14 protein-coding genes are annotated in these 16,819 nt (G+C 68.1%); 6 read left to right on the top strand and 8 right to left on the bottom strand.

The annotated features are described in order from the left end of the window. Positions 1-2 precede the first annotated feature (2 nt). Positions 3-2,156 carry a S9 family peptidase gene (locus AC0IWM_RS01770; RefSeq protein ID WP_471752791.1) on the bottom strand — a complete coding sequence of 718 codons (2,154 nt, stop codon included), beginning with the start codon at positions 2,154-2,156 and terminating at the stop codon, positions 3-5. Between the two features lie 449 nt (positions 2,157-2,605). Between AC0IWM_RS01770 and AC0IWM_RS01765 the strand changes: the two genes are divergently transcribed. Beyond that, entirely contained in the window at positions 2,606-3,040 is a 435-nt protein-coding gene (locus tag AC0IWM_RS01765; RefSeq protein ID WP_471752790.1) for a Ros/MucR family transcriptional regulator, read from the top strand. Positions 3,041-3,345: 305 nt separating this feature from the next. Continuing rightward, positions 3,346-4,152: a DUF6456 domain-containing protein gene (locus AC0IWM_RS01760; protein WP_471753093.1), complete on the top strand. Its 807-nt coding sequence runs from the start codon at positions 3,346-3,348 to the stop codon at positions 4,150-4,152. Positions 4,153-4,174: 22 nt separating this feature from the next. Here the strand turns inward: AC0IWM_RS01760 and AC0IWM_RS01755 are convergent, their stop codons facing one another. From AC0IWM_RS01755 to AC0IWM_RS01745, 3 genes are all read right to left on the bottom strand, one after another. Further along, the gene (locus tag AC0IWM_RS01755; protein ID WP_471752789.1) at positions 4,175-4,600 is read right to left on the bottom strand and encodes a SufE family protein; all 426 of its coding nucleotides are present in this window, start codon (positions 4,598-4,600) and stop codon (positions 4,175-4,177) included. 69 nt (positions 4,601-4,669) lie between these two features. Next, a complete protein-coding gene (locus AC0IWM_RS01750; protein WP_471752788.1) occupies positions 4,670-5,710 on the bottom strand; it encodes a sensor histidine kinase in 1,041 nt (346 codons plus the stop codon). A 144-nt stretch (positions 5,711-5,854) separates the two neighbouring features. Continuing rightward, a complete protein-coding gene (locus tag AC0IWM_RS01745; RefSeq protein WP_056471471.1) occupies positions 5,855-6,859 on the bottom strand; it encodes a 2-hydroxyacid dehydrogenase in 1,005 nt (334 codons plus the stop codon). A gap of 280 nt (positions 6,860-7,139) precedes the next feature. On the opposite strand from AC0IWM_RS01745, the gene AC0IWM_RS01740 reads away from it, so the two are divergent. Then, complete coding sequence (locus AC0IWM_RS01740; protein ID WP_471752787.1) at positions 7,140-7,709, top strand: SH3 domain-containing protein; 570 nt, start codon at positions 7,140-7,142, stop codon at positions 7,707-7,709. Between the two features lie 24 nt (positions 7,710-7,733). Here AC0IWM_RS01740 and AC0IWM_RS01735 read toward each other — a convergent pair whose 3' ends face one another. Continuing rightward, on the bottom strand, positions 7,734-8,150 hold the full coding sequence (locus tag AC0IWM_RS01735) for a cupin domain-containing protein (RefSeq protein WP_471752786.1): 417 nt from the start codon (positions 8,148-8,150) through the stop codon (positions 7,734-7,736). Between the two features lie 332 nt (positions 8,151-8,482). On the opposite strand from AC0IWM_RS01735, the gene AC0IWM_RS01730 reads away from it, so the two are divergent. The 3 genes from AC0IWM_RS01730 (at position 8,483) to AC0IWM_RS01720 (ending at position 10,955) form a co-directional block, all read left to right on the top strand. Beyond that, positions 8,483-9,430 (top strand): MBL fold metallo-hydrolase, encoded by a 948-nt coding sequence (locus tag AC0IWM_RS01730; protein WP_471753092.1) that lies wholly within the window; start codon positions 8,483-8,485, stop codon positions 9,428-9,430. A 310-nt stretch (positions 9,431-9,740) separates the two neighbouring features. Continuing rightward, positions 9,741-10,499, top strand: coding sequence for an SDR family oxidoreductase (locus AC0IWM_RS01725; RefSeq protein ID WP_471752785.1), 759 nt, complete (start codon positions 9,741-9,743; stop codon positions 10,497-10,499). A 12-nt stretch (positions 10,500-10,511) separates the two neighbouring features. Continuing rightward, the gene (locus AC0IWM_RS01720) at positions 10,512-10,955 is read left to right on the top strand and encodes a hypothetical protein (RefSeq protein WP_471752784.1); all 444 of its coding nucleotides are present in this window, start codon (positions 10,512-10,514) and stop codon (positions 10,953-10,955) included. 3 nt (positions 10,956-10,958) lie between these two features. Here the strand turns inward: AC0IWM_RS01720 and AC0IWM_RS01715 are convergent, their stop codons facing one another. The 3 genes from AC0IWM_RS01715 to AC0IWM_RS01705 all read right to left on the bottom strand — a co-directional run bounded on the left by AC0IWM_RS01715 (position 10,959) and on the right by AC0IWM_RS01705 (position 16,795). After that, entirely contained in the window at positions 10,959-11,858 is a 900-nt protein-coding gene (locus AC0IWM_RS01715; RefSeq protein WP_471752783.1) for a sigma-70 family RNA polymerase sigma factor, read from the bottom strand. Beyond that, positions 11,845-12,240 carry a hypothetical protein gene (locus AC0IWM_RS01710; protein WP_471752782.1) on the bottom strand — a complete coding sequence of 132 codons (396 nt, stop codon included), beginning with the start codon at positions 12,238-12,240 and terminating at the stop codon, positions 11,845-11,847. The genes AC0IWM_RS01715 and AC0IWM_RS01710 overlap by 14 nt, the downstream gene beginning before the upstream one ends. 532 nt (positions 12,241-12,772) lie before the next feature. After that, positions 12,773-16,795, bottom strand: coding sequence for a diguanylate cyclase domain-containing protein (locus AC0IWM_RS01705; protein ID WP_471752781.1), 4,023 nt, complete (start codon positions 16,793-16,795; stop codon positions 12,773-12,775). Positions 16,796-16,819 lie beyond the last annotated feature (24 nt).

Raw genomic sequence — 16,819 nt, 5'->3', positions numbered from 1 at the left:
CCTCAAGCCTTACCGACGGCCAGCAGAGCGAAGGCCTGGATCAGGCCGACTTCCTCCAGACGGTCGAAGCGCCCGGCGGCCCCTCCGTGGCCCGCCTCCATGTTGATGCGCAGGAGGATCGGCCCGCCCCCCGTCATCGTGGCGCGCAGACGTGCGACCCATTTCGCCGGCTCCCAGTAGGTGACGCGGGGGTCGGTCAGTCCGCCGAGGGCCAGGATCGCCGGATAGACCTTGGCCGCCACGTTGTCGTAGGGCGAGTAGGCCAGGATGGTTTCGAAGGCCGCGAGGCTCTCGCCGGGGTTTCCCCATTCCGGCCATTCCGGCGGCGTCAGCGGCAGTTCGCCGTCGAGCATGGTATTCAGCACGTCGACGAAGGGCACGTCGGCGACGATGCCCGCGAACAGCTCCGGCGCGAGGTTGGCCACCGCGCCCATCAGCATGCCGCCGGCGGAGCCGCCATGGGCGACGATCCGGCCTTGCGCCGTGTAGTTGGCGTCGATGAGCGCCCGGGCGCAGGCGACGAAGTCCGAGAAGGTGTTGGGTTTCTTCTCGCGCTTGCCGTCGAGGTACCAGCGCCAGCCCTTCTCGGTCCCGCCCCGCACATGGGCGATGGCGTAGACGAAGCCGCGGTCGACGAGGGAGAGCAGGTTGGTGCGAAAGGCCGCCGGCATCAGCGTGCCGTAGGACCCGTAGCCGTAGAGGAGCAGCGGCGCCGATCCGTCGAGGGGGCAGTCGCGCCGGTGCAGCAGGGAGATCGGCACGGTCTCGCCGTCCGACGCCGTCGCGAACAGGCGGCGGGTGACGTAATCCTCCGGATTGTGTCCGCTCGGCACGGTCTGACGCTTGCGCAGCTGCCTAGCTCGGGTGACGCAATCGTAATCGTAGGTCTCCGCAGGCGTGGTCATCGACGAGTAGGTGAAGCGGATCACCGCGGTCTCGAACTCATGCCCCGGCTGAAGTCCGAGAGAATAGGCTTCCTCGGCGAAGGCCACCACGTGTTCGTTGCCCTTGGTGTCGCGCACGACGATGCGGGGACGCGCGTTCTCGATCTCGAGACGCACGAGGTGATCCGCGATCACGTGCTGGTGGCGGATCATCACGCCGGGGCGATGAGCGATCACGTCGGTCCAATTCTCGCGCCCGGGCGCCTCCACCCGGGCAGTCACGATCTTGAAGTCCTCGGCCCCGTCGGCATTGGTGAGGATGAAGAGGTGGTTGGCCCAGTTCTCGACGGAGTAGATCAGCAGCGGCTCGCGAGGCTGCACGACGGTGAGCGGGCCTTCCCCCGCGCGGCGGTCGAGGAGATGGACCTCGGACGTTTCGTGATCGCTGGCGGTGACCGCGAGGTAGTCGCCCGATTGCGTCTCTTCGATATGGACGAAGAAGCCGGAATCGGCTTCCTCGTAGACGAGGGTGTCGGCATCCTGCGTTGTGTCGAGGCGGTGGCGCATGACCCGTGCGGGGCGATGGTTGTCGTCCACGGAGACATAGAAGAAGGACCGACTGTCAGCGGTCCACACCACTTCGCCGGTCGTCGCCTCGACACAGTCCGGCGCATCCGCACCTGTCTCGAGGTCGCGGACCCGGATGCTGTGCAACTCCGAGCCCTTGGTATCGGCGCTCCAGGCGAGAAGCCGATGGTCGTCGGAATGGACCGCGGCCGCGATCTCGAAGAAGGCCAGCCCCTCGCCTTCGCGGTCGCCGTCGATGAGGATGACCTCTCCTTCTTCCGGACCGCCATCGGCTGCGGTCTCGGCCCCCTGCCCGGGGATCACCACGACGGTGCGCGGCCGCCGGCAGACGAGCGGATGCTGTCCGCCCTCGCGATGCCGGGTGTAGTAGGCGAAGGGCCCATCCGGCTCTGGCACGCTGCTGTCGTCCTCGCGGATGCGGGCGCGCATCTCGGCGACGAGAGTCTTGCGAAGCGTTGCCGTGCTCGCGAGTGCGGCTTCCGAGTAGGCATTCTCGCTTGCCAGATGTTCCCGGATATCGGTGGGCAAGGCAGCCGGATCCTTGAGAACATCCCGCCAGTTTTCAGCCTTCAGCCAAGCATAGTCGTCGTGGATGACACGGCCGTGGACTTCAAAGGTGTGAGGACGCAGTTCCGTGACCGGAGCGGCGGCTGACACCGAAATGCTGGTTGACTGGGAGGCCATTGCAAAAAATCCTGGCGCAGGGTCGAGACACGGAGCCGCGTTGCTCCATATGGCCGTGCCATGTGGCGCGGGTGCGGGCGGCAAGCAAGCGGGACGACGGTGGAGGAGCGAACGGACCGATACCGCTTCTGAGGCAATCTGTCCTCGGATTGCATACGGAGCCGGACTCCTCTCACGGGATGGAAATCCCACGACATCGGCACGGTTGAAATATTGTTCGCTACAGTTGCTTGACGTTATCGAGGCGGGCTTGCCCATCTTGCGACGTGACGGAGAATAGCATATCAAGAAATCGTAGCGGGTGAAGTTGCTGCGCATTCTATAGCGCATGCAGAGCAGACGGTAACGCTGCGGGATCGGTCCGGGGAACGGGTGGGCATCGACGCGAAGGCGATCGAATTGCTTGCGTGCCTTATTCACTGCATCGCGTCAGGAGAGCTCTTCCAATTATGAACGATATCGAACACTCCACGGATTATGTCGAACTGACCGTCGACATCGTGTCGGCCTACGTGAGCAACAACCCGGTGCCTCCCGGCGAACTGGCTCAGTTGATCACGCGCATCCATGGGGCACTGTCGCAGATTGCCAGCGGCCAAGTCGAGTCGAAGGCGCCCGCAGCGCCGCTCCAGCCTGCGATCTCCGTGAAAAAATCAGTGACCGCAGATCACATCGTCTGCCTCGAAGACGGTCGGACCTTCAAGTCCTTGAAGCGTCACCTTCGCGCCAAGTACGATATGAGCCCCGAGCAATATCGCGCCAAGTGGGGCCTGCCGCCTGACTACCCGATGGTCGCTCCGAACTACGCCAAAGCGCGCTCCGATCTCGCGAAGGCGATCGGCCTCGGCCAGACCCGCAACGGGAACTACGACGAAGCCGCCTGAGGCTGCGACCACTCCGGAGAACCTGCGGTCTCCGGAGTCCGCCGTCCGTCCGAACAGCCCCTGTCTACCGCGTCGGAGACTTGACGGCCTGAGTCGGATGGCATCTCGGAAAACGGCCGTCAAGACTTGATATAGGATATTTTTCCCGTACGGTGGAGCCGACGACCCACCCGTCACTGTCCCGTGTGTCGGAACAAAACATGAACATAAATCGGACTTTTCCGTTGCCCGGCGCTCTGAGTCCGGCTCGGGAGCACGGTTCCCGCCCAGCAAAATCCCCGCATCCCCGCTGCGAGATCGAGACGATGAACGCCGAAGCGCGGCGGCTGCTCAACGCCTTGGCGAAGGAGGGCGCCTACGCCCTCCCCGATCCCACTGAGGCCGAGGGCTGGATCGTTCGGGAGGGCGGCAACGGCATCTCCGTCGGGGGTGGCCGCTTCGTCTGGAGCGCGGGCACCGAATTGCTCGCACAGGATCTGGCGGAACAGGGGCCCGGACGCCGAGCCCGGCTGACAATCAGCCCGGCCGGACGGGCTCGGCTGCGACGGGAGACGGCCGGCCCGCAGACGCCCTACCTCGCACAGCACCTCGACCTTTTCGTCAGCTCAACCGAACCGGACCGGCCAGTTCGGGATGCCTCCGAGAGCCCCCTGGCCTGGATGGCGCGGCGACGGAACCGCGACGGCGTGCCCCTGATCGACGCAGCCTGCTTCGAAGCGGGCGAACGCCTGCGCCGCGATCCGACCGGGGCGGCCCTGATGCCTCGGATGGGCCAGGATTGGAGCGGGGTGAAGGTCGATGGGTCGGGGCCGCGCGATCCTGCGGCCGGCTCCGACGCGATGCTTGCCGCCCGCCAGAGGGTCCGATCGGCGCTCGACGCCGTCGGCAACGATCTGTCCGGTCTGCTGATCGACCTGTGCGGCTTTCTCAAGGGCCTCGAACGGATCGAGGCGGAGCGGTGCTGGCCGGCGCGCTCGGCCAAGGTGGTCGCCCGCATCGCCCTGGCACGGCTTGCCGAGCATTACGGACTGGAGCGCGAGGCGGTGGGACCGGATCGGAGCCGTCCCCGTCTGTGGCGGGAGCCGGCCAGCCCGACGAGACGGCGGGCCTGACGGGCGCCTCCTGTGGCAGCGCTCAGGCGGCTGTCAGGCGGATTGCATCCCGGTGGATGCGCTCGGCCATGGCGCGGACGCCGTTGGAACGCTTCGAGGTCAAATGGGCGCCGAGGCCGATCTCCTTGAAGGTCTGGAAGACGTCGACCTTGGCGATGTCCTCCGGCACCTTTCCGTCGTGGAGCGCCATGACGAGGGCGATCAGCCCCTTGGTGATCACCGAATCGCTGGTCCCGCGCAGGTGGAGGCGCGGCGGGGTCTCGGAACGGTCGATGTGGGACTCGACCCAAACCTGGCTCTCACAGCCATGGACCCGGTTCTCCTCGGTCAACAATTCTTCCGGAAACGGCGGCAGGGCGCGCCCGAGTTCGATCAGGTACTCGTAGCGGTCCGGTCCCTCATCGAGGATGCCGAAATTGTCGATGATCGTCTCGATGTCTGGAAGCATGATCGGGGGAACGGCTCCTGCGCGGCGGCACCCCCACGCATATAGTCGATCCCTGCACCAATGCGATCCTCAGGAGGCTGGTGCCAGCACCTCGGGCAGTTGCAGTTCCAGATGCTCGGCGGCGGTGCCGATGCCACGCACCGCGATCTCGGCCTGCGAGGCATAGGCGGCGATCAGACGGGGGCCGAGGTTCGGCACCTCGAGCTTGCCGGGCGCGGCGCCCTCGCCGGCTCCGGAGACGATGCTCAGACGCACGGGGCCGCCGGCCGCCGCATCGATCTGGATCGCGATGGTGCAGGCGACCGTCTCGGCCGTGGTGTCGAGGCATTCGGACACCACCTCGGCGACGATCATCCCGAGAGCGTTGGCGGTGCGCGGCTCGACCAGGCTGGTGCCGTGGCCGCCGACGGTGACGCCGATCCGCCCGGCCCGGCGCAACTGGCCGAGGCCGGAGGCGAGGCGGTGCAGGTAGTCGCGCAGGTCGATCGAGGCGATGTGGGGTGCCTCGTGCAGGTGCTGCTGCACCAGGGCGATGGCGCGCACCCGCTGGCCCAGGGCTTCGAAGCTGCCCCGGCAGGGCGCCGGCGCGGCGCGGCCGTAGAGCCCGATCAGGCTGACCATGACCTGAAGGTTGTTGCGAACCCGATGGTAGACCTCGGCGAGGAGCGCCTCCTTCTCCACCAATGCCCGCTCGGAATGCTCCTCAGCATGTTTGCGGTCGGTGATGTCGAAGCACGTGCCGAGGAACCCGACGAAATCGCCGTTCTCGCGCAAGGGTTTGGCGGTGTCGAGGAGCCACCGGTAGGCACCATCGTGCCGGCGCAGGCGGAATTCGGAGGTGAAGGGTTCCTGCGCGGCGAAAGCCTTGGCCACGATGGCGGCGTGACGCTCGAGGTCGTCGGGATGGAGGCCACGGCGCCAGCCGTGACCGAGTTCTTCTTCGACCGAGCGCCCCGTGAAGGCGAGCCAGGATTCGTTGTGGTGGACGGCAGCTCCCTGAGGATCGGCGCGCCACATCATCAGGGGTACGAAATCGGCGAAATGCCGGAACTCGCCGCACCCCAAAACACTCACCGATGCCGCCTCGGTCGACGGTGTGTCCGCGGCCATGATGTTTCGATCCACCCGTTCCAAGCACCGGCCCCGCCGTAGCCAGCGCCGGTCAACGTGCCGGGCATGGGCCCGTTCCGATCCTACGTTGTGATGAGGGACCTTATCCTCAGCCGGCTGGAATGCCGTGGAACGGCAGGAACTTCAGAGCATGCTCGGCAGGATGCGGTCGGGCGGGCGGTGCCCGTCCATGAAGGTCTTGATGTTGATGATCACCTTCTCGCCCATGTCGACGCGGCTCTCGTGGGTGGCCGAGCCCATGTGGGGCAGGAGCACGACCTTGCCGGCGCGGGCGAGCTTGACGAGGCGCGGGCTCACCGCCGGCTCCTGCTCGAACACGTCGAGGCCGGCGCCGGAAATGTCGCCGGCCTCCAGGAGGCGGGCGAGGGCGGTCTCGTCGATGACCTCGCCGCGGGCGGTGTTCACCACCACGGCCTCGGGCTTCAGGAGCTTGAGGCGGCGGGCCGAGAGCAGGTGGTAGGTGGCCGGCGTGTGCGGGCAGTTCACCGACACGATGTCGACGCGCGCCAGCATCTGGTCGAGGGATTCCCAGTAGGTCGCGTCGAGGTCGCGCTCGATCTGGGCGGGCACGCGCCGGCGGTTGTGATAATGGATCTGCAGGCCGAAGGCCTTGGCCCGGCGGGCCAGGGCCTGGCCGATCCGGCCCATGCCGACGATGCCGAGGCGCTTGCCCGTGATCCGGCGCCCGAGCATCCAGGTCGGCGACCAGCCGGTGGTCCAGGCGTCGTCCGGGATGATCCGGGCGCCCTCGGTGACCCGGCGGGCCACGGCGAGGATCAGCGCCATGGTCATGTCGGCGGTGTCCTCGGTGAGGACGCCGGGGGTGTTGGTGACGGTGATGCCGCGCTCCAGGGCTGCGGCGACGTCGATGTGATCGACGCCGTTGCCGAAATTGGCGATCAGCCGCAGGTTCGGTCCGGCCTGGGCGAGGAGACCCGAATCGATCTCGTCGGTCACCGTCGGGACCAGCACGTCGGCCTCGCGCATGGCCGCCATCAGGGCGTCGGGCGCCATCGCGGCATCGTCGGTGTTGAGTCGGATCTCGAAGAGCTCGCGCATGCGCGTCTCGACGACCTCGGGCAGACGCCGCGTGACGACCACGAGCGGCTTGCGCTTCAACGACGACATGCACCCTCCCCGCGAACGGCACCGCCTGCCCGCATCCGACCCGGCCGGTCTCCGGCGCGATCTGCGATGCGGGGCGACGCCGCAGGCTTACCGTGCGTTAACCACGCACCGGTCAAGACATTCGAGACGACCGGGCCGGCGGCCGGAAGGCCACGATCCCGAGGTCCTCTCGACCCTCAAGGCCTCTCTACCAGAGAGGCCGCGGAACACAATGCACGCCGGGGCCGGCCGCCAGCCTTCGGCGACCCCCGCTCCGGAGAGCGTGAAGGATCATCGGACGATGCGCGCGCCTGCCCTGCTCCTCACCCTCGCGACCCTCCTGTCGGCCGGCGCCGCCGCGGCCGCCCCGGCGCCGGGGGCCTCGCCCGACGTGGCCCTGGGGCCGGTGACGAAGCTGCCGCTGCCGCGCTACGCCAGCCTGAAGACCGACCGGGTCAACCTGCGCGAGGGCCCCTCGAAGGACCACCGCACCCTCTGGGTGTTCCAGCGCGCCGGCCTGCCGGTGGAGATCGTGGCCGAGTTCGAGACCTGGCGCCGCATCCGCGATTCGGAGGGCACCGAGGGCTGGGTGCTGCACTCGCTGCTCTCGGGCCGGCGCACCTCCATCGTCACCGCCGGCAAGGGGGGTGACAAGGGAGGCGACAAGGCGCCGGTGCCGCTCTACGCCAGGGCCGACGAGGCCTCCGGCGAGGAGGCGCGCCTCCAGGCCGGCGTCATCGGCAGCGTCAAGACCTGCACCGGCGCCTGGTGCCGGATCATCGTGGCGATGCCCCAGCGGCGCGGCGACGTCGACGGCTACATCCGGCAGGACCGGCTCTGGGGCGTCTACCCCAACGAGAAGGTCGAGTAGGCCCGGCCCCCGGGCACCCGCCGCTCACGATTGCCGCATGAAGGTGTCGGGCGTGCCCGTGCCGTCGGCGACGAAGCGGATGTCGCGGGGCTCGCGCCGCGGGGTGTCGACGGAGAGGAACACCATCGGCTGCTCGAGGATCTCCGGCACCGAGTGCACGACCCCGCGCTTGAAGAACACCAGCTTGCCGGGGCCCACCTCCACCGGCGCCTCGTCGCCGAACTTCATCAGGCAGCGCCCGGACAGGACGTAGAGGTACTCGTCGCACGAGGCGTGGCTATGCGGCGGCGTCGGGTAGTAGACCCGGAACACCCGGGCGCTCGCCGCCGGATCGTCGGTGAAGCGGTGATCCGCCACCATGGTGTCGCAGCTCTCGGGCAGGCGCGCGGCCTGCTCCGCCACGTCGAAGACGCCATGCGCCGTCAGGCTGTCCGTACTCATCGCCCCCGTGTCCTTCCCGTTCCTCGCCCGATTCCGGACATCCTAGCGATGGAAGTCGGACGGTCGAGACCATCCGCCCACGATCGTTTGCGGAACCTTGGAAGGTCCGCCCTCAGGCTCGTGGTGAAGCAGCTTCAGACGACTGAGACGGGCTTGAACGAGGCTGCTCGCTCGAGGAAGCTCTAAATGAGAAAACGATCATCCAGGAGCGATAGCCTCGATTTTCCGCCGCTCATGTCACACCTGCCTACCTAGTCTCGTCCCTTGGACATGACGTGCGTTTCGCGATCCTGCTGAGACGGATCTACGCGCGTCCCACGAGAGGGATGACGATGACTGATATAGTATCGGCCTATGCCGGCCGAACCGATCCGGCATATGCCGGCCCTCCGCGCGAAGGGGGTGAGGAGTTGGTGCCCTCGCGTTACGCGGTACGCGTCGGTGAGATCGACGTGCTGGTCGTCAGCGATGGCGTGTTGCCGCTCCCGACCAAGATGTTGGGACACAACGTCGAACCGGCCCTAAGGGCGGCTTGGCTGAACGACATGTTCCTGCCTCAGGACGCGTTCGACTGGTCGTTGAACGTGGTTGTGGTCCGCAGTGGCGATCAGACCATCCTCATCGACGCCGGGTTGGGGCTGGATCCGAACCTAAACCTGCCGCGGGCAGGTCAACTGATCAGGCGGTTGGACGCCGTTGGAATTGACCTCGCGTCTGTGACTGATGTGGTGCTGACCCACATGCACATGGACCATGTCGGCGGGCTCCTCGTCGACGGCGTGAAGGAGCGGCTCCGCCCGGACCTGCGGATCCACGTGGCGGCTTCCGAGGTCAAGTTCTGGGAAGCGCCGGATTTCGCTCACGTAGACATGCCAGAGGGGTTCCCCGATGCGCTTCGCGCAGCCGCCAAACGGTTTGCGCAAGAGTACCGCGGTCAGTTGCGGCTGTTCGACGAGGAGCATGAGGTCGCGCCGGGGGTGATCGTCCGTCGCACCGGCGGCCACACGCCGGGGCACAGTGTGGTCCGCCTGGCATCCGGCGGCGACCGGCTGACCTTCGCCGGCGACGCCGTGTTCTCGGTCGGGTTTGAGCACCCCGACTGGCACAATGGTTTCGAACATGATCCCGAAGAGGCGGCGCGCGTTCGCGTTCGGCTCCTACGGGAACTGGCGGCATCCGGCGAGCAGCTGATCGCCACGCATCTGCCGTTCCCGTCGGTCGGTCGGGTCGCGGTCGATGGCGACGCTTTTCGGTGGGTTCCTGTGTTCTGGGACTACTGAGTGCATGGGGACCGTGCTGACGCGGTCCCTGGTCGAACCCGAGGTCGTGCACGGCTCCCTCGTCAAGACCCGTTCATCCCCGGAATCTGTCCCGGGGATGCGCTTTCGTAAGGTCGTGAGCCGTCCGAGCAGATTCGAACGGGAACCGCCTTTTTTGGGACCGCCCTCGTCCCAAGCATCCCAGAAGGTCATGCCTTCGCAGGCCCAAGTCGAGCGCATCGATTTTCCGCGCCAATGTCACATTGCGAGGGGCGCTTCTCGTCATGACCGTGACGGTCCCGCCGGGACTGTGGTTGAGATGGAGCGTCACATGAAGATCGTTGTCATCGGCGGCACCGGGCTGATCGGCTCGCAGGTTGTTTCCGCCCTAAAAACTCCTGGCAATGAGGTGCTGGCGGCCTCGCCCAATACGGGGGTGAACGCCGTGACGGGAGAGGGTCTCGCGGAAGCCCTGCGGGGCGCGAATGTCGTGGTCGACGTCGCCAACTCACCCTCCTTCGCCGACGACGCGGTTATGGATTTCTTCGTCCGCGCCGGACAGAACCTGGCCGAGGCCGAGAAGGCCGCGGGCGTTTCGCACCACGTCGCCCTTTCGGTCGTGGGTACCGAGCGCCTGCTCGACAGCGGCTACTTTCGCGCCAAGCTCGCGCAAGAGGAGTTGGTCGCCTCGGCCGGCGTGCCCTGGACCGTGGTGCGCGCCACCCAGTTCTTCGAGTTCGTCGCCACGATTGCCGCAGCCGCAATCGTCGACGGCATCGCGCGTGCGACGTCCGCCTCGATCCAGCCCATCGCTTCGGCCGATGTCGCTTCGAAGGTCGCCGAGGCCGCCCTTGCCCCACCTCGAAACGGCATGATCGAGATCGCCGGCCCTGAGAGGCTGCCGATGGACGAGCTGATGAGGCGTCATTTCGACGGCCTCGGCGAGACGCGTGAGGTCATCCGGGACGATACGGCACCTTACTTCGGTGTCGTCCTCGAAGACCGCTGGCTGACACCGGACGAAGACGCATGGCTCTCGCAGCGGCGCTACGGCGACTGGCTGGCGACACAGCCGAAGCGCGCCAGCTGAGGCTTCCCGCCGATGGATGCGGCCTACATCTCGGCGCTGTCCGCCCTGGCGGGATCGGCCATCGGCGCCATGGCGTCCTTCGCGACGACCTGGCTGACGCAGCATAGCCAGGAGCGCGCGACCCTGCTCGTCCAGGACCGTGCACGCCGTGAGGCGCTCTACGGCGAGTTCATCCGGGAAGCGTCGACCCTGTTCGGCGACGCCTTCCGGCATGATCTCGACGACCCGGCCAAGCTGGTGAACCTCTATGCCATCGTGAACAAGATCCGGCTCTTCGGGGAGCCGGAGACGCTCAACGAGGCCGAGCGCGTCATGCAGCGCATCGGCGAGACCTACTTCGCCCCGAACAAGGATCTCGCGGCCTTCGCGGACATCCGCCACGCAAGCGAACTCGACCCGCTCTGCGCCTTCTCGGCGGCCTGCCGGAAGGAGTTGGCGATCGCGCGGCGACGCTGATGCTTATCGCGGCGCCTTCGTCCCCACCGTCCCGCCGAACGGCTCGGCCAGACGCGCGAGCTTGTCCGGGTTGCGGGTGAAGTAGATGCCGACGATCAGTCCGCCCTGGATATCGAGGGCAACCGTCTGCAGCGTCCCGCCCGGCTCCAGACTGAGATAGCCCGGCAGTCCGTCGATCCAGAGATCCTGCAGCTTCCGGGCGCCCTGGATCCACGCCTTCCGGGCGACGCCTTCCAGCATCCGCGTGACCTTGTCGATGCCGATGATCGGCCTCGGGAAGGCGAGGACCTTGCCGCCTCCATCGGAATGCACGGTGACGGAGGCAGCCAGCATCGCGCGGAGTGCCGCGACGTTGCCCGTCGCGGAGGCTTCGAAGAAGGCTTTCGCGATGCGCGCACCCTCGTCGCGCGCCACCGGGAAGCGCGGGCGAGCCGACTGGACGTGCTTCCTGGCCCGTGATGCGAGTTGCCGAACGGCCGGCGGCTCGCGTCCGAGGGTCGTTGCCACTTCGTCGAGGGGAACTGCGAACACATCGTGCAGGAGGAATGCGGCCCGCTCCAGCGGCGAAAGCCTCTCCAAGGCGAGCATCAGCGTCAGCGTCATGTCGTCGGCCACGTCTTCATCGGGCGGCAGAGCGACGGGCTCGGGCAGCCAGGTCCCGACATAGGTCTCGCGGCGTGCACGGGCGGATTTCATCACGTCCAGGCAGAGCCGCGTGACGGTCCGAGACAGAAAGGCTCCGGGCGAAACGACTTCGGCATGGTCGACGTGCCGCCAGCGCAGCCAGGCGTCCTGTACGACGTCCTCCGCTTCACCGACGGACCCGAGCATGCGGTAGGCGAGCCGGACGAGACGCGCGCGCTCCTGTTCGAAGACGAGGGTCGGATCGTCAAGGCTCGGCATGGCGAACCGACCAGATGCTGAGGGCGACCGCGATCAGCGCAGGAAGTGTCACCGCAGGAAAGTCGCGGGGCAGGACCTCTGGGCCACAGATGCCGACAGCAACCTCCCAGACGTGGAACAGCGCATGGCCCGAGAGCCAGATCGCCCCCATGCTCCAGAGCAGCGTCCGCGAGCCGGATCTCAGGGCCCCGAATGCAAACCCCAATCCGATCAGTACGAAGATCAGACCGATGTCGCGCAGAAAGTGCTGATTGAACGGACCCGTGGAGGTCACGCCCGGCACCGCGAAGTACCATGCTTCGGGTGAGACGAGCATGAAGATGCCGTTGCCGACCATGCCTGCACCAAGAAATCCGGCCAGCACCGGTATGGTTTTGCTCATCGCGCGCTCCTCGCGTGATTGGTTCACGAGAGTGACGAAGCGCGACAGCCTAATGTGACATCGGATCCAGATCCCTTGGGAGGACCTCCGTCGAGGACTCGACCTTGCAAAGATCAGCTCACGGCATTTCAGTCGACTGATCCCAGGTTCAAGCGGCGCATCGAAGCCCTGATCCAGTCGCACTTGGAACCGGAGGCGTACCGCCTCAAACGAGGTCCATCGAAAAACGACCGCTTTCGAGGCGCCCCGAAACACGCTCGGACGCCAACATCGGGTCGGTGACGGAGCGTCCGCTTCGAGGCGAGAGGCCAAGGACCGCTCCCCACTCTTCTCGAATGTTCCGGGTCGGGCATCAAACGTCGGATCTCTACCACGCGCCGAACATGCACGCGCCGAACATGCGGCGGCGGGGAGCGGGCCGGGCCGCCGATTCCGGCGCCCGATCCCGCGCGGAGGGGATCGCGCGGCGCGGCGGCGGGCCGTCGGCGAGCGTCCGGCGCGACGCCCGGAGGGTCCGGGCGGCGGGCCGGCCTCACGCGGAGGCCCGTTGCGCCGCGCGGGACGCCGGCGCGGCGCCGCTCCAGTTCTGCACGAACCAGGGGATGCGCGTGCCGATCATCGGCTTCGCGTAGAGATAGCCCTGCGCGTAGTCGCACCCCATCCGGACCAGCTGCTCCGCCTGTCCCAGGGTCTCGATGCCTTCCGCCGTGACCTGGAGACCCAGGCTGTGCCCGAGGCCGATCACCGCCGCCACGATGGCGGCGTCGTCCCGGTCCTTCTCCATGTTGCGCACGAAGCTCTGGTCCACCTTGATGTGGCCCACCGGGAACTGCTTCAGATGGGTCAGGGACGCGAAGCCCGTCCCGAAATCGTCGAGGGTCACCAGCACGCCCGCGTCGCGCAGGCGCTGGAGCGTCTGCGGAACGCACTGGGAGCCCTGCCCGAGGAAGACGGTCTCGGTGATCTCCAGTTCGAAGGCGGCGGCCGGGACCTCGAACTGATCCAGGACGTCGAGGACATGCCCGGCGAGGTCCGCCCGCCGGAACTCGGCGGAGGCGAAGTTCACCGCGACGCGACCGAAGGCGAGGGCATCCCCGAGCCAGGCCCGCATGTCGGCGGCGACCTGCCGGAGCAGGCAATCGCCCAGGGCCGTCGCGAGTTCGGGATCCTCGAAGACCGGCCAGAAATAGCCGGGTGTGACCAGGCCCCGGGTCGGATGCTGCCAGCGCGCCAGCGCCTCGAAGCCGACCAAGGCCCCGGTCCGCAGGCAGACCTTGGGCTGATAGAAGGGCAGGAACTCGCCGGCCTCGATCCCGGCGCGGATTTCCGCGATGAGGCCGACGCGCCGTTCGGTCTCGGCGCGCATGGACGGATCGAACAGGACGGCGCGGTTCCGGCCCGACGCCTTGGCCCGGTAGAGCGCGATATCCGCGTCCTTGAGCAGTTCGAGGCCATCGCGGTGATGGTCGGGAAACGCGGTGATGCCGATGCTGGCCTTGCAGGCGAGCGTCTGCCCCCGATAGGTCAGGGGCTCGTGAAGGCGCTCCAGCAGCGTCGATGCGAACCGGACCATCTGCGCGAGCCCCGGCGGATCGGTCAGGAGCAGAGCGAACTCGTCGCCGCCGAGGCGCGCCACCGCATCCCGAGGGCCGAGGCCGGCCCACAGGCGCCGGGCGACCTCGACGAGCACCGCATCCCCGACGTCGTGACCCAGGGTCTCGTTCACGTCCTTGAAGCCGTCGAGGTCGATCAGCAGCAGGCCGACGCACGACCCCGCCCGCTCCGCCTCCGTCAGCGCCGCCTCGAGCTGCTGCAGGAAGAAGCCGCGGTTGGCGAGGCCCGTGAGGCCGTCGTGATGGGCGACCGACCAGGCATGCTCCTCGGCGCGCTTGCGGTCCGTGATGTCGAAGGTGATGCCCACGATCCGGTCGTCCGTGACCCGGTCGGCCCGCATGATGAGCCACATCAGCGGCCCCGCGGGATGGCGATACCGGAACTCGACCGCGTGCGCGGTCCCGCCATAGGCGACGAAGTTCTCGACCTGCGGCCGATCGGCCGGGTGGACCTGGTCGATCAGCAGCGCGATCGACCCCGAGCCGATGCCCAGGAGGGCGACCGAGTTGGCGGAGCGGGTGGCCAACCCCGTCCTCATGTCCCGCTCCCAGGCGACCATGCGCCCCGCCTGGAGCGCCAGGCGCAGGCGCTCCTCGCTGCTTCGCAGGGCGGAATTGGCCTCGCGCTGCTGAGTGACGTCGTGCATCGCCCCGACCATGCGCAGGGCGCGCCCGGCCTCGTCCCGGATGATGAAGCCCCGGTCGATCACCTCCGCGTAGGTGTCGTCGACGCGCAGGAAGCGGTACGCCTCGTCCCACCGGCTGTCCCGTCCGCCGACGGCGTCCTGGACGGAGGCCAGGACGCGGGCCCGGTCGTCCGGGTGGATCCGGCCGGCCCACGATTCGCCGCCCTGGTCGCTTCCGGAATCGCCCTGCCCGAAGAGATGCGGGCCGGCCTCGCTCCACTGGGTCTCGTCCGTCGCCAGGTCCCAGTCCCAGATGGCGTCGCGGGTCGCGAGCACGGCGAGGCGATGGCGCTCCTCCTGGATGCGCAGCGCTTCCGTGGCCTGGCGCGCCTCGTGGATATCCGTCGCGACGCCGACCCACTCGACGATCCGGCCGGTCTCGTCCTTCAGCGGGACGGCGCGGGCCGAGATCCAGCGGTAGCCGCCGGCCGCGTGGCGGGCCCGGTACTCGGCGACGCCGGTCTCCGCCGATGCCGTGATCCGGCGCCAGGCCGACAGCGCATGGGCGCGGTCCTCGGGATGGACGACGTCGAGCCAGCCGTCGCCGCCGGCGGCCTCCTGGGCCTGGCCCGTCTGGCGCTCCCAGTCCCCGCTGTCGATGATGCGGCCGTCCGGGCAGGCCCGCCAGACCGTCGAGGCGCTGGCATCGATCAGGGCCTTGTAGCGCTTCAGGATGCGCTGCAACTCGCCCTCGGCATCGCCTTCCGGGAGACGGCCGGAGGCCCCGGCGGCCGCCGCAGAGGCCGGCTCGCCCGCCAGGGTCCCCTCGCCCGGCGCGCCCGCGACCAGCACCCGGTTGCGGCCCTGCCGCTTGGCCTCGTACAGGGCGACGTCCGCGGCCTCGAACCACGCCTCCGTCGTCAGGCCGGGACCGTGCGCGGCGTGCACGACGCCGCCGCTGACGGTGACGACGCCGTGGTCCTGCCCGGCATGGGGAATCCCCTCCGATTCGATGGCCCGGCGGACGCGGTCGGCGCAGGCGACGGCCTCCGCCTCGGTCGCCGGAGAGAGGATCAGCGCGAATTCCTCGCCGCCGATCCGGCATGCGAGGCCGCCCGTGGCGCGGGCCTCCCGCATCAGGGTTGCGGCGATGGCCTTCAGCACCCGGTCGCCCGCCAGGTGACCGTACAGGTCGTTGTAGCGCTTGAACCGGTCGGTATCGAACAGCAGCAGCGCCATCGCGTCCGGCCGGGCATCCGCGCGGCCCGCCGCCAGCGCCTCGTCGAACTGCCGGCGGTTGGCCAGCCCCGTCAGGGCATCGGTGCTGGCGAGGCGGACGAGTTCGAGGCGCGTCCCCTCGGCGGCGTCCTCCGCGCTCATCCGGCGGCGAAGCTCCCGGTGGAGGAAGACCGACAGGACGCTCGTGCCGGCACACATCGAGACCAGGACGAGGGCGAGGGCGAGGGCCTTGGGCCGCCAGGCCTCGGTGATCGAGGCGACGCTGAGGGCCACGTTGATGCGCAGCGGCCAGCGTCCGACGCGCTTGAAGGTGTACAGGCGGTCGACGCCGTCCATGGCCGACGACGCGATCAGCTGGCCCGCCTCCTCCCGGATGAAGCGCTGGACGCTTGCCGCGGCGGACATGTCGCGGCCGGGCACGAGCGAGTCGGCCGGTGTTCGGACGATCAGGATCCCCTCGTCGTGGAAGAGGTTGATGGCGGCCGTCGCCTCGGTGTTGAGGCGGCGGAAGATCTCCGTGAAGTAGGCGACCTCGATGGTTCCGATGACGACGCCGGCGAACGACCCGTCCGCGTAGCTGACGCGGCGGCTCAGCGGGAGCACGAACTGGCCGCTCACGCTGGACCGCATCGGCCGGCCGAGATGCAGGCCGAGATCCGAACGGTCCCGATGGACCTGGAAGTAGCGGCGGTCCGACGCGTTCAGGGGCCGCGGAACGACCGAGCTGGAATCGACGTAGGCCTGTCCGTGCGCGTCCAGAACGAAGATGGAGCCGAAACCCGGTGCCGTGGAGGCCCGATCGAAGAGCGCGAGCCGCCGGACCTCCGGGGAAATGCCCTCCAGCTCCGGCGATTGCAGCCTGTCGACGACGGCCTGGAGCGAGAGGTCGTAGAGCTCGATGTCGCGGTCGAGGGTGCGCTCGGCACTGCGGAGGAGGGTCTCCGAGGTGAGGGTGGCCTGGCTCCAGGCATGCTCGCGCATGTTCAGGACGACGCCGCCGGTCATGGCGCAGAGAACGACCACGACCGCCACACTGAAGACAGTGATCACGCCCGAGAGATGGGTCGGACGCTCCATGTTCAACGTGCGCGGGCGTGACAA

This window comes from Methylobacterium sp. AC433 (genome assembly GCF_979253015.1).
Note: the sequence above shows the minus strand (reverse complement) of the source record. Positions and strands in the feature narration are given on the sequence as shown.

What these genes read in the sequence shown, in the direction of transcription:
- AC0IWM_RS01770 (WP_471752791.1), bottom strand. Translation starts at nt 2,156, where the DNA reads ATGGCCTCCCAGTCAACCAGCATTTCGGTGTCAGCCGCCGCTCCGGTC.
- AC0IWM_RS01765 (WP_471752790.1), top strand. Translation starts at nt 2,606, where the DNA reads ATGAACGATATCGAACACTCCACGGATTATGTCGAACTGACCGTCGAC.
- AC0IWM_RS01760 (WP_471753093.1), top strand. Translation starts at nt 3,346, where the DNA reads ATGAACGCCGAAGCGCGGCGGCTGCTCAACGCCTTGGCGAAGGAGGGC.
- AC0IWM_RS01755 (WP_471752789.1), bottom strand. Translation starts at nt 4,600, where the DNA reads ATGCTTCCAGACATCGAGACGATCATCGACAATTTCGGCATCCTCGAT.
- AC0IWM_RS01750 (WP_471752788.1), bottom strand. Translation starts at nt 5,710, where the DNA reads ATGGCCGCGGACACACCGTCGACCGAGGCGGCATCGGTGAGTGTTTTG.
- AC0IWM_RS01745 (WP_056471471.1), bottom strand. Translation starts at nt 6,859, where the DNA reads ATGTCGTCGTTGAAGCGCAAGCCGCTCGTGGTCGTCACGCGGCGTCTG.
- AC0IWM_RS01740 (WP_471752787.1), top strand. Translation starts at nt 7,140, where the DNA reads ATGCGCGCGCCTGCCCTGCTCCTCACCCTCGCGACCCTCCTGTCGGCC.
- AC0IWM_RS01735 (WP_471752786.1), bottom strand. Translation starts at nt 8,150, where the DNA reads ATGAGTACGGACAGCCTGACGGCGCATGGCGTCTTCGACGTGGCGGAG.
- AC0IWM_RS01730 (WP_471753092.1), top strand. Translation starts at nt 8,483, where the DNA reads ATGACTGATATAGTATCGGCCTATGCCGGCCGAACCGATCCGGCATAT.
- AC0IWM_RS01725 (WP_471752785.1), top strand. Translation starts at nt 9,741, where the DNA reads ATGAAGATCGTTGTCATCGGCGGCACCGGGCTGATCGGCTCGCAGGTT.
- AC0IWM_RS01720 (WP_471752784.1), top strand. Translation starts at nt 10,512, where the DNA reads ATGGATGCGGCCTACATCTCGGCGCTGTCCGCCCTGGCGGGATCGGCC.
- AC0IWM_RS01715 (WP_471752783.1), bottom strand. Translation starts at nt 11,858, where the DNA reads ATGCCGAGCCTTGACGATCCGACCCTCGTCTTCGAACAGGAGCGCGCG.
- AC0IWM_RS01710 (WP_471752782.1), bottom strand. Translation starts at nt 12,240, where the DNA reads ATGAGCAAAACCATACCGGTGCTGGCCGGATTTCTTGGTGCAGGCATG.
- AC0IWM_RS01705 (WP_471752781.1), bottom strand. Translation starts at nt 16,795, where the DNA reads ATGGAGCGTCCGACCCATCTCTCGGGCGTGATCACTGTCTTCAGTGTG.